The following is a 13,037-nucleotide window of genomic DNA, read 5'->3' as shown; positions in this document are numbered from 1 at the left end:
CAAGGAGACTGACCGTGATCACGGCTACGGACCTCGAGGTCCGCGCAGGTGCGCGAACGCTCCTTGCCGCCGACGGACCGGCCCTGCGGATCCAGCCCGGCGACCGGATCGGTTTGGTCGGGCGCAACGGCGCGGGCAAGACGACGACCCTGCGCATCCTCGCCGGCGAGGGGGAGCCGTACGCGGGCTCGGTGACACGCACCAGCGAAATCGGTTACCTGCCTCAGGATCCCAAGGAGGGTGACCTCGAGGTGCTCGCCCGCGACCGGGTGCTGTCCGCGCGTGGGCTGGACACCTTGCTCACCGACCTGGAAAAGCAACAGGCCCTGATGGCCGAGGTCGCCGACGACGCCGCGCGGGACCGCGCCATCCGCCGTTACGGTCAGCTCGAGGAGCGCTTCGCGGCGCTCGGCGGCTACGGCGCCGAGAGTGAGGCGGGCCGCATCTGCGCGAGTCTCGGCCTGCCCGACCGGGTTCTGACGCAGCAGCTGCGCACGTTGTCGGGTGGGCAGCGCCGCCGGGTGGAGTTGGCGCGAATCCTGTTCGCGGCGTCCGACACCGGTGCGGGTTCGGCCACCACACTGCTGCTCGACGAGCCGACCAACCACCTCGACGCCGACTCGGTGTCCTGGCTGCGTGACTTCCTGCGCAACCATTCCGGCGGACTCGTGGTGATCAGCCACAACGTCGACCTGCTGGCCGACGTCGTCAACCGGGTGTGGTTCCTCGACGCGGTCCGCGGCGAAGCCGACGTCTACAACATGGGGTGGCAGAAGTATCTCGACGCCCGCGCGACGGACGAGCAGCGTCGGCGTCGTGAACGCGCCAACGCTGAGCGCAAAGCCGGTGCGCTGCGTGCCCAAGCCGCCAAGATGGGCGCCAAGGCCACCAAAGCCGTTGCGGCACAGAACATGTTGCGCCGCGCCGACCGGATGATGGCCGCACTCGACGAAGAGCGGGTGGCCGACAAGGTGGCCCGGATCAAGTTCCCCAGTCCCTCGGCGTGCGGGCGCACACCGTTGACGGCCTCCGGGCTGACCAAGACCTACGGTTCGCTGGAGATCTTCACCGGAGTCGATCTGGCCATCGACCGCGGTTCGCGGGTCGTAGTGCTCGGACTCAACGGAGCGGGCAAAACGACGCTGCTGCGGTTGCTGGCCGGCGTCGAGCACGCCGACGCCGGGGTGATCGAGCCCGGACACGGCTTGAAGGTCGGCTATTTCGCTCAGGAGCACGACACGCTCGACGACGCCGCGACCGTGTGGGAGAACATCCGCCACGCCGCGCCCGACTCCGGTGAGCAGGACCTGCGCGGCCTGCTCGGCGCGTTCATGTTCACCGGTAGCCAGCTCGAGCAAGCCGCCGGGACGCTGTCCGGTGGCGAGAAGACCCGCCTCGCCCTCGCGGGGCTGGTCGCCTCCACCGCCAACGTCCTGCTGCTCGACGAGCCGACCAACAACCTCGACCCGGCGTCACGCGAACAGGTGCTGGACGCACTGCGCAGCTACGCCGGCGCGGTGGTGCTGGTGACCCACGACCCCGGCGCCGCCGAGGCACTCAACCCGCAGCGCGTCGTGCTCCTGCCCGACGGCACCGAAGACCACTGGTCCGACGAGTACCGGGACCTCATCGAGCTCGCCTGATCGCTGCGACCCGAATTTTCGAGCTATAGCACGGGATTTGGTCAATTCGCCCCCGCCGGCGGACCCGGCTTCCTACTCTTTGACCTTTGGGGAGTCTGGAGGGGACCATGGGGAAATCGAAGAAGCCGCGCGATCAGGTGCTGCGCGAATTGCGCAGCGCCTACGAGGGCGGAGCCAGCATCCGAACGCTGGTCGGGTCGACCGGCAGGTCGTACGGATCGATCCACAGCATGCTGCTGGAGTCCGGCACCACGATGCGCAGTCGGGGCGGACCAAACCACCGCACCAGGCCGCGTTAGACCGCCGCCGACTAGCTCTGCCGCACCGATCCCTCGACGAGATCGAGGACGGCAGTGAGCAACTGAGTGTTCTCGCCCGAGGCCACCTTGGCCACCAGCCCGTCGAGCACCAGGTCCAGATAGCACTGCAGCACATCGCTCGGGATGTCGTCGCGGACCCGGCCGGCGGACTTCTGCCGACGTAGGCGCTCGATCGTCGCTGCGGCCAACTCCGCTGACCGGTCAGTCCACTCTTTGTTGAACTCCGGGTCGTGGCGCAGCTTTCGGGCGATCTCCAATCGAGTGGCGAGCCAATCGAATTGCTCCGGCGCTGCCAGCATGTCGCGCATCACCTGGACCAGGCCTTCGCGCGACGCGACGTCGGCCATCCGCTCGGCGTCCTCGTGCGCCAACTCGAAGAACAGCGTGTCCTTGTCGCGGAAGTGATGGAAGATCGCTCCCCGCGACATCCCGATCGCCTGCTCGAGGCGGCGCACCGTCGCCCCGTCGTAACCGAACTCGGCGAAGCAGCGGCGGGCGCCGTCAAGGATCTGACGGCGCCTGGCCGCCAGATGGTCCTGGCTGACCTTGGGCACGGCTGCTGCCCTCCGCGCTAGCTCGTCTGGTGGCGACCCGCTGCGCCCGGCCGCACCGCGCTGGCGATCGCCACTAGTTGGCCTTCAGCATGTTGCGCAACACGTACTGCAGGATGCCGCCGTTGCGGTAGTAGTCGGCTTCACCCGGGGTGTCGATGCGCACCACCGCGTCGAACTCCACATCCTTGCCGCCCTCTTTACTGGCCTTGACGTGGACCGTCTTGGGCGTCTTGCCGTTGTTGAGTTCCTCGATGCCGGTGATGTCGAACACCTCGGTGCCGTCGAGTCCCAGGTCGCCGGCCGACTTGCCCTCCGGGAACTGCAGCGGGATGACGCCCATGCCGATCAGGTTGGAGCGGTGGATGCGCTCGAACGACTCGGTGATGACCGCACGAACACCCAGCAGCGAGGTGCCTTTGGCCGCCCAGTCCCGGGACGAACCGGAGCCGTATTCCTTGCCACCCAGCACCACCAGCGGAATGTCCTGTGCCGCATAGTTTTGCGCCGCGTCGTAGATGAACGCCTGCGGGCCGCCCTCCTGGGTGAAGTCGCGGGTGTAGCCGCCCGAGACGTCGTCCAGCAGCAGGTTGCGCAGCCGGATGTTGGCGAAGGTGCCGCGGATCATCACTTCGTGGTTGCCGCGTCGGGAGCCGAAGGAGTTGTAGTCCTTGCGCTGCACGCCGTGCTCGTCGAGGTACTGCGCGGCAGGCGTTCCCGGCTTGATGCTGCTGGCGGGGGAGATGTGGTCGGTGGTCACTGAGTCGCCCAGCAGCGCCAGCACCCGGGCCCCGGAGATGTCTTTGACCGCGTCCGGCTCGGCCGGCATGCCCTCGAAGTACGGGGGCTTGCGCACGTAGGTCGAATCGGAACCCCATTCGAAGGTGTTACCGCTCGGCGTCGGCAGGTTGCGCCACCGGTCGTCGCCCTTGAACACATCGGCGTAGTTGTTGACGAACATCTCCTGGTTGATCGACGAGGCGATGGTGTCGGAGACGTCCTTCTGCGACGGCCAGATGTCTTTGAGGAAGACGTCGTTGCCGTCACTGTCGGTGCCCAGCGCGTCGGAGTCGAAGTCGAAGTCGAGCGATCCGGCCAGTGCGTAGGCAACCACCAGCGGCGGCGAAGCCAGGTAGTTCATCTTCACGTCTGGGCTGATCCGGCCCTCGAAGTTGCGGTTACCCGACAGCACCGCGGTGACGGTCAGGTCGTTGTCGTTGATCGCCTTCGAGATCTCCTCGGGCAACGGGCCGGAGTTTCCGATGCACGTCGTGCAGCCGTAACCGACCAGGAAGAAGCCGAGCTTCTCCAAATACGGCCACAGCCCTGCCTTTTCGTAGTACTCGGTAACCACCTGCGAGCCTGGCGCCATCGAGGTCTTCACCCACGGCTTGGAGGTCAGACCTTTTTCGACCGCGTTGCGGGCCAGCAGTGCCGCGCCGAGCATGACTTCCGGGTTGGAGGTGTTGGTGCACGACGTGATCGCCGCGATCACCACCGCGCCGTGGTCGAGCACGAACTCACCGCGTTCGTCGGACTTGATCCGCACCGGGTTGGTGACGCGGCCGGTGGCGTTCTTGGCCGCCGAGTGCACCGCGGAGACGGGTTGGTCGTCGGCGTGGCCGTTGGTCGGTTGGCCCGGGTCGCTGGCCGGGAACGTCTCGTCGATGGTCTCGTCCAGCTTGGACAGGTTGCCCTTGCCGCTACCGCTGCCGACATAGTCGGGGATCTGCTTGCGGAACGTGGACTTGGCCTCCGACAACACGATCCGGTCCTGCGGCCGCTTGGGTCCGGCGATCGAGGGGACCACCTCGGAGAGGTCGAGCTCGAGGTACTCGGAGAACGCCGGCTCGTGAGCGGGATCGTGCCAGAGACCCTGCTCCTTGGCGTACGCCTCCACCAGCGCCACCTGCTCCGGCTTGCGGCCGGTGAACTTCAGGTAGTCGATGGTCTCTTGGTCGATCGGGAAAATCGCTGCGGTAGAACCGAATTCGGGACTCATGTTGCCCAGGGTGGCGCGGTTGGCCAGTGGCACCTCGGCCACGCCCTCGCCGTAGAACTCGACGAACTTGCCGACGACGCCGTGCTTGCGCAGCTTCTCGGTGACGGTCAGCACCACGTCGGTGGCGGTCACGCCTGGCTTGATCTCACCGGTCAGCTTGAAGCCGACGACGCGCGGGATGAGCATCGACACCGGCTGGCCGAGCATGGCGGCTTCGGCCTCGATGCCGCCGACGCCCCAGCCGAGCACGCCGAGGCCGTTGACCATCGTGGTGTGCGAGTCGGTGCCGACGCAGGTGTCGGGGTAGGCCAGCCCGTTGCGGGCCATCACGACGCTGGCCAGGTACTCGATGTTGACCTGGTGCACGATGCCGGTGCCCGGCGGCACGACCTTGAAGTCGTCGAACGCGCCCTGGCCCCAGCGCAGGAACTGGTAGCGCTCACCGTTGCGCTCGTATTCGATTTCGACGTTCCGCTCGAAAGCGTCTGCGGTGCCGAACAAGTCGATGATCACCGAGTGGTCGATCACCAGATCGGCGGGTGCCAGCGGGTTGACCTTGTCGGGGTCGCCGCCCAGGGATGCGACGGCCTCACGCATGGTGGCCAGGTCGACGATGCAGGGGACACCGGTGAAGTCCTGCATGACGACGCGAGCGGGCGTGTACTGGATTTCGATGCTCGGTTCGGCCTTGGGGTCCCAGTGGGCGATGGCCTCGATGTGTTCCTTGGTGATGTTGCTGCCGTCTTCGTTGCGCAGCAGATTCTCGGCGAGCACTTTCAGGCTGTAGGGAAGTTTCTCGGTTCCCGGTACGGCGTCCAGCCGATAGATCTCGTAGCTGTCTTCGCCGACCTTCAGGGTGTCCTGGGCTCCGAATGAATTCACCGAATCTTTGCTGCTCACATCAACTCCCGAAATCTGTTCGTCGGCGGCGACCCGTTGCACCCGGCCGGGCCGTGCGTGCGATCACCGCTCGTTACGCTCGCCGACGGGCCGTGTCGACGCGCAATTTCGAGTCTAACAGTACGCTTGTCCTGCATTGCACGGACCCGAAATCTCGACCTTGCACAAACCCGACCACCCTGCCGCAACTGGGCATCGTCAAGCGGTACGGTTCCAACCGTGACCACCCCGCACGCGCCCCTCTACATCCCGGGCGAGATCTGCGGCACCGTTGGTGTCGATCCGGCGACCAAGCCCGACGACTGCCTGGCGGTGGTGCAGCAGCAGGTCACCGCTAGCAACGTCAGCGCTCCGCCGTCGGTGGCGCCGGCGCTGCTGGATCTGGTCAACCAAGCTCACGAACACGGTATTGATCTGAAGGTCGTCGTGCTCGATCACAACCCGGCCAACGACACCCCGCTGCGCGACATCGCCACGGTGGTCGGTTCTCAGCATCCGGACGCGACGGTGCTGGTGCTGAGCCCGAATTTCGTCGGGACGTACAGCACGCATTTCCCGCGCTCGACGCTGGAGATCGGTGAGGATCACGCCAAAACCGGCAATACGGTCGCGTCCGCGCAGAATTTCCTGCACCAACTCGAGACGCCTCAATTCCCCTGGACCCCGTTCACCATTGTGGTCGTGGTCGGGGTGTTGGCGGCCGTCGTCGGGACGCGTCTCATGCAGCTGCGCGCCAGGCGGTCAGCAACGCAGGCTGCGGGCGCCGGCACGGTCGCCGAAAGTGCCGATCGCCGCGTCTAAGTGCGGTATTGAGCTTGTGTCGGATATCGCCGACGTCCACGGTTCTGTGGCGGGCAAATACGTGATGTCACCGTAGGGTCACAGTTCTCAGAAGAACAGACTTGTAATTTGTGACATAAGTTTCAACTGGGTCTGATGTGACTTACGGTGCAGAGGATGCATTTGGTTATTCGTGCTTCCAGTGTTATCCGGAGGCTCGGAGTGCTAGCGCCATCCGCCCGCGTTGAGCCAAGGAGATCCGAGTCGAATGAGACGCAACTGCCGCGGCTCGTCTATCCGATTGGCGACCCCGTTCACCTACCGAGTCGCGCCCGCTGTGCTCAGCGTGGCCCTCTTGTTGGGAACACCCGGTCTGGCCCACGCCGACCCGGACACCGTGGCCAAACTGATCGCTGAAGTCGCGCAGGCCAACCAGCGCCTGCAGGATCTCAACGCCCAGATCCAGACCGAGGAAGAAAGCGTCAACAAAGCGGTCGTCGATGTCGAGACGGCGCGGGAGAACGCGACGACCGCACAACACGACGTCGATGGCAGCCAGCAGGCGGTGAAGAACGCGGACGCCGCAATTGCCGTCGCGCAGAAGAAGTTCGACCGTTTCGCCGTCGCCAGTTACGTCAACGGACCGTCGGACAGTTACCTCACGGCGAAGAATCCCGACGACATGATCGCGACCGCGGCCGCCGGCCAAACCCTTGCCGTCAGCTCCCAGCAGGTGATGGAGAACCTGCAGCGGGCCCGCACCGAGCAACTGAACAAGGAATCCGCGGCCCGGTTGGCCAAGCAGAAGGCCGACAAGGCGGTCGTCGACGCGCAATCAAGTCAGAACGCGGCGGTGACGGCCCTGACCACGGCGCAGACCAAGTTCAGCCAACAGCAACAAGAAGTGACTCGATTGGGCGAGGAGCGCAACGCCGCCCAAGCCAGACTCGACGCCGCCCGCAACTGGTCGGCATCCGCGGGCGGACCGGATGCCGGACAGCGGGCGGCGTCGTCCCCCGGAGACCGGTGGGACCCGGCCGCGCCGGGCTCACCGAACCGGCCGCAGGGTAACGGCGGCAACTGGGACGGTGCGTGGGACCCGACGCTGCCGATGGTGCCCAGCGCCAACGTCCCCGGTGACCCGGTCGCGGTTCTCAACAAGGTCCTCGGGACGATGTCGACCTCGTCGGAGGTCACCTCCAACATGGGCCGCAGCTTCCTGCAGCAGCTGGGATTGGCGCCCACGCCGTCAGGGTTCACCAACGGCAAGATCCCGCGGGTTTACGGTCGGCAGGCCTCCGAATACGTGATCCGTCGCGCCGGCTCGCAAATCGGTGTCCCGTATTCGTGGGGCGGTGGCACTGCGGCCGGCCCCGGCAAGGGCATCGGTTCCGGGTCAGGCACCACCGGCTTCGACTGCTCCGGCCTGATCCTCTACGCGTTCGCCGGCGTCGGCATCAAACTGCCGCACTACTCGGGCGCGCAGTACGACCTGGGCCGCAAGATCCCGGCCTCGCAGATGCGCCGCGGCGACGTGATCTTCTACGGCCCCGGCGGCAGCCAGCACGTGACGCTCTACCTGGGCCAGGGCCAGATGCTCGAGGCCCCCGATGTCGGCCTCAAGGTCCGGATCGCACCGGTTCGCACCAGCGGCATGACGCCGTACGTCATCCGCTACATCGAATACTGATCCCTTGAAAGGATCTATGCGCCAGGGGTTTACCGATTTCAGGACTCGCCGCCGGACCGCGCTGGTCTGGCCGGTGCTGGCCGCGTTCAGCCTGCTGCTCGCGCTCGCCGTTCCCGCGCACGCCGAGGACGGTGCGTGGGATCCCACCCTGCCGCCGACGATCAGCGCCGGCGCGCCGGGGGACCCGGTGGCCATGGCGAACCAGTCGCTGCAGGCCACCGCCCAGGCAACCCAGACGACGCTCGGGCTCGGACAGCAGTTCCTCAGCGGTCTCGGCATCAACCTGGGCGGCAAGCCCGCCGGCACGAGTGCGAACGGGATCCCGCGGGTGTACGGCCGCCAAGCCGTCGAGTACGTGATCCGACGCGGTTCCTCACAGATGGGCGTGCCGTATTCGTGGGGTGGTGGCACCCCCAACTCGCCGAGCAAGGGCATCGACTCCGGCGCCAACATCGTCGGTTTCGACTGCTCGGGACTGGTCCGCTACAGCTTCGCCGGGGTCGGGGTGCTGTTGCCCCGGTTCTCCGGTGATCAGTACAACGCGGGCCGTCACATTCCGCCGTCGCAGGCCAAGCGCGGCGACCTCATCTTCTACGGTCCGGGCGGCGGTCAGCACGTCACCATCTATCTCGGTAACGGGCAGATGCTGGAAGCGTCGGGAAGTGCCGGCAAAGTCACGGTCAGCCCGGTGCGTAAGGGTGGCATGACGCCGTTCCTGACCCGCATCATCGAGTACTGAGGCGGGCGTGAAGGTCCGGATCATCGTCGGCTGGTCGCTGGGTCCGCGTCATGGCCCGGACGGGCCACGTCGACGGATCCCGGGTGGCCTGGAATAGTTGAACCAGGGCACGCCGCTGCCCCACGACGTTCGTGGTGCGAGAGTCGTGTCTGATCGAGCGTTGGAAGGTCTGAGCCGTGGAGGGTAATCGATGACATCAGCAGGCGGGCCGCCGCCGGGCACCAGCGGTTACTCGGGTCCGGGCAGCGCTTCAACGGCACCTGCGCACGCGGCCCCCGGCGGTGGCGGCAACGGTCTGGCGGCCGAGGTGCACACCTTGGAACGGGCGATCTTCGAGGTCAAGCGGATCATCGTCGGCCAGGACCAGCTCGTGGAGCGCATGCTCGTCGGCCTACTGTCCAAGGGCCACGTGCTGCTCGAGGGTGTTCCCGGTGTCGCCAAGACCCTGGCCGTCGAGACCTTCGCGAAGGTGGTCGGCGGATCGTTCGCCCGCATCCAGTTCACTCCTGACCTGGTGCCCACCGACATCATCGGTACCCGCATCTATCGGCAGGGCAAGGAGGAGTTCGACACCGAACTCGGCCCGGTCGTGGCCAATTTCCTGCTCGCCGACGAAATCAACCGTGCGCCGGCCAAGGTGCAGTCGGCCCTGCTGGAGGTCATGCAGGAACGTCAGGTCTCGATCGGCGGCAAGCGATTCCCGCTGCCCAACCCGTTCCTGGTGATGGCTACCCAGAACCCGATCGAGCACGAGGGCGTCTACCCGCTGCCCGAGGCGCAGCGCGACCGCTTCCTGTTCAAGATCAACGTCAGCTACCCCTCGCCGGAGGAGGAGCGCGAGATCATCTACCGGATGGGCGTCAAGCCGCCGGAGCCCAAGCAGATCCTGGACACCGGTGACCTGCTGCGGCTGCAGGACCTCGCCGCGAACAACTTCGTCCATCACGCGCTGGTCGACTACGTGGTGCGCGTCGTCACCGCCACCCGCCATCCCGAGCAACTCGGCATGAACGACGTCAAGAGCTGGATCTCCTTCGGCGCATCGCCGCGTGCTTCGCTGGGCATCATCTCGGCCTCGCGTTCGCTCGCCCTGGTGCGCGGCCGCGACTACGTGATCCCGCAGGACATCGTCGATGTGATCCCGGATGTGCTCCGGCACCGGTTGGTGCTGACCTACGACGCGCTGGCCGACGAGATCTCCTCGGAGGTCGTCATCAACCGGATTCTGCAGACCGTGGGGATGCCGCAGGTCAATGCTGTTCCGCAGCAAGGACATTCGGTGCCGCCGGCAATGCAGGCCGCGGGTGCGGCCAGCGGTCGGTGACCGATAGCAACTCCGCTGCGGAGCGTTCCGTAGCCAACACTCCGCCGTCGATGCAGCGCGGGCTGATCGACGACCCGAAATTGGCTGCCGCGCTGCGCACCCTCGACCTCACCGTCCGGCGCAAGCTCGATGGCCTTTTGCACGGCGATCACCTCGGCCTGATTCCTGGCCCGGGGTCCGAGCCGGGGGAGTCGCGCGAATATCAGCCGGGCGACGACGTGCGCCGGATGGACTGGGCGGTCACCGCGCGCACCACCCATCCGCACGTCCGGCAGATGATCGCCGACCGCGAATTGGAGACCTGGCTGGTGGTCGACATGTCGGCCAGCCTCGACTTCGGCACCGCCGTCTGCGAGAAGCGCGACCTGGCAGTGGCTGCCGCGGCCGCCATCACGTTTCTCAACAGCGGCGGCGGAAACCGCATTGGTGCGCTGATTGCCAACGGCGAGAACGTAACTCGCGTGCCGGCCCGTTCCGGCCGTCAGCACGAGCAGACGCTGCTGCGCACGATCGCCACCATGCCCAAGGCTTCGGTCGGTGTGCGTGGCGACCTGTCGGTCGCCATCGACGCGTTGCGCCGTCCCGAGCGCCGGCGCGGGATGGCGGTGGTCATCAGCGACTTCCTCGGCCCGATCAACTGGATGCGGCCACTGCGTGCGATCGCCGCCCGGCACGAGGTGCTCGGCGTCGAGATCCTCGACCCCCGCGACGTCGAGCTGCCGGATGTCGGCGATGTCATCCTGCAGGACGCCGAGACCGGCCGTTCCCGTGAATTCACCATCGACGAGCAATTGCGCGACGACTTCGCGAAAGCCGCTGCGGCACACCGCGCGGACGTGGCCCGTACTCTGCGCAGCTGCGGTGCGCCCACGCTGTCGTTGCGCACCGATCGCGATTGGATCGCCGACATCGTTCGTTTCGTCGAATCCCGCCGACGCGGTGCACTGGCGGGGCGCCAGTGAGACGCATCTTTGCCGCGGCGGATCTCACCATGAAGAGGGGTCTGCGATGACACTGCCCCTGCTCGGGCCGATGACGCTCTCCGGGTTCGCCCACGCGTGGTTCTTCTTGTTCCTGGTCGTGATCCTGGTGATCGTCGCGCTGTACGTCTTCGCACAGTTGGCCCGGCAGCGCCGGATGCTGCGGTTCGCCAACCTGGAACTGCTGGAAAGCGTTGCGCCCAAACAACCCACCCGCTGGCGGCACCTGTCGGCGATCCTGCTGGTGGCCTCGCTGCTGTTGTTCACGGTCGCGATGGCCGGGCCGACGCACGACGTCCGGATTCCGCGAAATCGCGCGGTCGTCATGCTCGTCATCGACGTCTCGCAGTCGATGCGTGCCACCGACGTCGAACCCAACCGGATGGCGGCGGCGGAAGTGGCGGCCAAGGAGTTCGCCGGCGAGCTGACCCCCGGCATCAACCTCGGCCTGATCGCCTACGCCGGCACGTCGACCGTGCTCGTCCAGCCGACCACCAATCGCGACGCGACCAAGGCCGCGCTGGACAAACTCCAGTTCGCCGACCGGACCGCCACCGGTGAGGGCATCTTCACCGCCCTGCAGGCCATCGCCACCGTCGGCGCCGTGATCGGTGGGGGTGACACCCCACCGCCGGCCCGCATCGTGCTGTTCTCCGACGGTAAAGAGACGATGCCGACCAACCCGGACAATCCGAAGGGCGCGTTCACCGCGGCGCGCACGGCCAAGGACCAGGGCGTGCCGATCTCGACGATCTCGTTCGGCACCCCGTACGGCTTCGTCGAGATCAACGGGCAGCGTCAGCCCGTGCCGGTCGACGACAGCACCATGAAGAAGGTCGCCGAACTCTCCAACGGCACCCACTACGACGCCGCGAACCTGCAGGAGCTCAAGCAGGTCTACGCATCGCTGCAGCAGCAGATCGGCTACGAGACGATCCGCGGCGACGCGAGCGTGGGGTGGCTCCGGCTGGGCTCGCTGGTGCTGGCGTTGGCCGGACTCGCGGCACTGCTGATCAACCGCCGCCTGCCGACCTAGTCGCCGGCCGTCGCGCGCCTGCGTCGCGTCCCCGCGGCCCCCTGCCGCGGCCCCGCGGCCCGCGTCCCCCGTTGCGCGAGCGTAACGCCGTTGCGCAAAATCGCGGCAGATCCTGCCGTGGCGTTACGCGCGGCGCCAACCGCGGCGGGCCAGTGCTTCGCGGACGCGCCGCAGTACGTCCTGGGGGTGGTCTTCGGCGATCACCCGAACGACGATCCAGCCTCGGCGGTCGAGCATTGCAGCCCGCCGGATGTCCCTGACGTACTGGACGCGATCGGTCCGATGTTGGTCGCCGTCATACTCCACGGCAACGAGTAATTCCTCCCAGCCCATGTCCAAATAAGCTTCGACGTAGCCGAATTCGTCGCGAACGGGGATTTGGGTCTGCGGGGGAGGTAGCCCGTCACGCACCAGCAGCAGTCGCAGCCACGTCTCTTTCGGCGACTGGGCGCCACCGTCGATCAGGTCGAGAGCCGCCCGTGCGCGACGCATCCCGCGTCGGCCCTTGTAGCGATCGACGAGCAGATCGATATCGGCAGGCTTCAACTCGACCGCCTGGGCGAGTGCATCGACCGCGGCCACCGAAATGTCACGCGGATACCGTCGAGCCAGATCGAGGGCGGTTCGAGCCGGCGACGTGATCCGCATGCCGTCCACGCGACCTACCTCGTCGACCTCGATGCTTTCTTCCCACACTCGTGCACCCTTGACCGGTCGCCGGTTGGTGTCGATGATTGCCGCCGGCCACGCGGGGTTGATCCAGCGCGCGCCGTACAGCGCGGACGCCGAGAATCCGGCGAGGATCCCGCGGCGCCGCGAACGTAACCAACACGCCTTGGCCCGTCGGGCCGGAGTCAGCTCGACTCCCGCGGCGAGGTAGACATCTTGATGCACCGCGACGAACCTCGTCCGCAGCCCGTATCGGGTGACGTCGCCAGCGGCCAGCGCCTCAGTTCCGCGGAATGGCTCGCTCATGACCGGCAGTGTGCCGTCGCAGACCGACACCGTTCGCGAGCGTAACGCCGTTGCGCGAAATCGGGCGGGATCCAGCCGTGGCGTTACGCTCGGTGCC

11 protein-coding genes are annotated in these 13,037 nt (G+C 66.8%); 8 read left to right on the top strand and 3 right to left on the bottom strand.

Annotated elements, in window-relative coordinates:
- Window positions 1-14: 14 nt before the first annotated feature.
- On the top strand, window positions 15-1,643 hold the full coding sequence (locus CYU59_RS04060) for an ABC-F family ATP-binding cassette domain-containing protein (protein ID WP_292976137.1): 1,629 nt from the start codon (window positions 15-17) through the stop codon (window positions 1,641-1,643).
- A 107-nt stretch (window positions 1,644-1,750) separates the two neighbouring features.
- Window positions 1,751-1,942: a helix-turn-helix domain-containing protein gene (locus tag CYU59_RS04055; RefSeq protein ID WP_292976135.1), complete on the top strand. Its 192-nt coding sequence runs from the start codon at window positions 1,751-1,753 to the stop codon at window positions 1,940-1,942.
- Window positions 1,943-1,953: 11 nt separating this feature from the next.
- Here the strand turns inward: CYU59_RS04055 and CYU59_RS04050 are convergent, their stop codons facing one another.
- Both CYU59_RS04050 and CYU59_RS04045 read right to left on the bottom strand, forming a co-directional pair.
- On the bottom strand, window positions 1,954-2,517 hold the full coding sequence (locus tag CYU59_RS04050) for a TetR/AcrR family transcriptional regulator (RefSeq protein ID WP_292976132.1): 564 nt from the start codon (window positions 2,515-2,517) through the stop codon (window positions 1,954-1,956).
- A gap of 73 nt (window positions 2,518-2,590) precedes the next feature.
- On the bottom strand, window positions 2,591-5,416 hold the full coding sequence (locus tag CYU59_RS04045) for an aconitate hydratase (RefSeq protein WP_292976129.1): 2,826 nt from the start codon (window positions 5,414-5,416) through the stop codon (window positions 2,591-2,593).
- Between the two features lie 258 nt (window positions 5,417-5,674).
- Here CYU59_RS04045 and CYU59_RS04040 point away from each other — a divergent pair, with 258 nt between their 5' ends.
- The 6 genes from CYU59_RS04040 (at window position 5,675) to CYU59_RS04015 (ending at window position 11,965) form a co-directional block, all read left to right on the top strand.
- On the top strand, window positions 5,675-6,217 hold the full coding sequence (locus tag CYU59_RS04040) for a DUF6676 family protein (protein WP_292976193.1): 543 nt from the start codon (window positions 5,675-5,677) through the stop codon (window positions 6,215-6,217).
- Window positions 6,218-6,464: 247 nt separating this feature from the next.
- Window positions 6,465-7,886: an NlpC/P60 family peptidoglycan endopeptidase RipA gene (ripA, locus tag CYU59_RS04035; RefSeq protein WP_292976126.1), complete on the top strand. Its 1,422-nt coding sequence runs from the start codon at window positions 6,465-6,467 to the stop codon at window positions 7,884-7,886.
- Window positions 7,887-7,902: 16 nt separating this feature from the next.
- Window positions 7,903-8,625 carry an NlpC/P60 family peptidoglycan endopeptidase RipB gene (gene ripB / locus CYU59_RS04030; protein ID WP_292976124.1) on the top strand — a complete coding sequence of 241 codons (723 nt, stop codon included), beginning with the start codon at window positions 7,903-7,905 and terminating at the stop codon, window positions 8,623-8,625.
- 190 nt (window positions 8,626-8,815) lie between these two features.
- Window positions 8,816-9,949, top strand: a complete 1,134-nt coding sequence (locus CYU59_RS04025; protein WP_292976122.1) for a MoxR family ATPase — start codon at window positions 8,816-8,818, stop codon at window positions 9,947-9,949.
- Window positions 9,950-9,999: 50 nt separating this feature from the next.
- The gene (locus CYU59_RS04020; RefSeq protein ID WP_292976190.1) at window positions 10,000-10,911 is read left to right on the top strand and encodes a DUF58 domain-containing protein; all 912 of its coding nucleotides are present in this window, start codon (window positions 10,000-10,002) and stop codon (window positions 10,909-10,911) included.
- Between the two features lie 46 nt (window positions 10,912-10,957).
- The gene (locus tag CYU59_RS04015; RefSeq protein ID WP_292976120.1) at window positions 10,958-11,965 is read left to right on the top strand and encodes a VWA domain-containing protein; all 1,008 of its coding nucleotides are present in this window, start codon (window positions 10,958-10,960) and stop codon (window positions 11,963-11,965) included.
- A 123-nt stretch (window positions 11,966-12,088) separates the two neighbouring features.
- Here the strand turns inward: CYU59_RS04015 and CYU59_RS04010 are convergent, their stop codons facing one another.
- Window positions 12,089-12,940, bottom strand: a complete 852-nt coding sequence (locus CYU59_RS04010) for a type IV toxin-antitoxin system AbiEi family antitoxin (protein WP_292976118.1) — start codon at window positions 12,938-12,940, stop codon at window positions 12,089-12,091.
- Between the last annotated feature and the right edge of the window lie 97 nt (window positions 12,941-13,037).

It is taken from the genome of Mycobacterium sp. (genome assembly GCF_002863225.1).
Taxonomy (GTDB): Bacteria; Actinomycetota; Actinomycetes; order Mycobacteriales; family Mycobacteriaceae; genus Mycobacterium.
The sequence above is the reverse complement of the archived record's forward strand: the minus strand, read 5'-3'. Positions and strand labels throughout refer to the sequence as shown.

Excerpts from the sequence above, each read along its gene's own strand:
- CYU59_RS04055 (WP_292976135.1), top strand. The coding sequence starts at position 1,751 with ATGGGGAAATCGAAGAAGCCGCGCGATCAGGTGCTGCGCGAATTGCGC.
- ripA (WP_292976126.1), top strand. The coding sequence starts at position 6,465 with ATGAGACGCAACTGCCGCGGCTCGTCTATCCGATTGGCGACCCCGTTC.
- ripB (WP_292976124.1), top strand. The coding sequence starts at position 7,903 with ATGCGCCAGGGGTTTACCGATTTCAGGACTCGCCGCCGGACCGCGCTG.
- CYU59_RS04025 (WP_292976122.1), top strand. The coding sequence starts at position 8,816 with ATGACATCAGCAGGCGGGCCGCCGCCGGGCACCAGCGGTTACTCGGGT.
- CYU59_RS04020 (WP_292976190.1), top strand. The coding sequence starts at position 10,000 with ATGCAGCGCGGGCTGATCGACGACCCGAAATTGGCTGCCGCGCTGCGC.
- CYU59_RS04015 (WP_292976120.1), top strand. The coding sequence starts at position 10,958 with ATGACACTGCCCCTGCTCGGGCCGATGACGCTCTCCGGGTTCGCCCAC.
- CYU59_RS04010 (WP_292976118.1), bottom strand. The coding sequence starts at position 12,940 with ATGAGCGAGCCATTCCGCGGAACTGAGGCGCTGGCCGCTGGCGACGTC.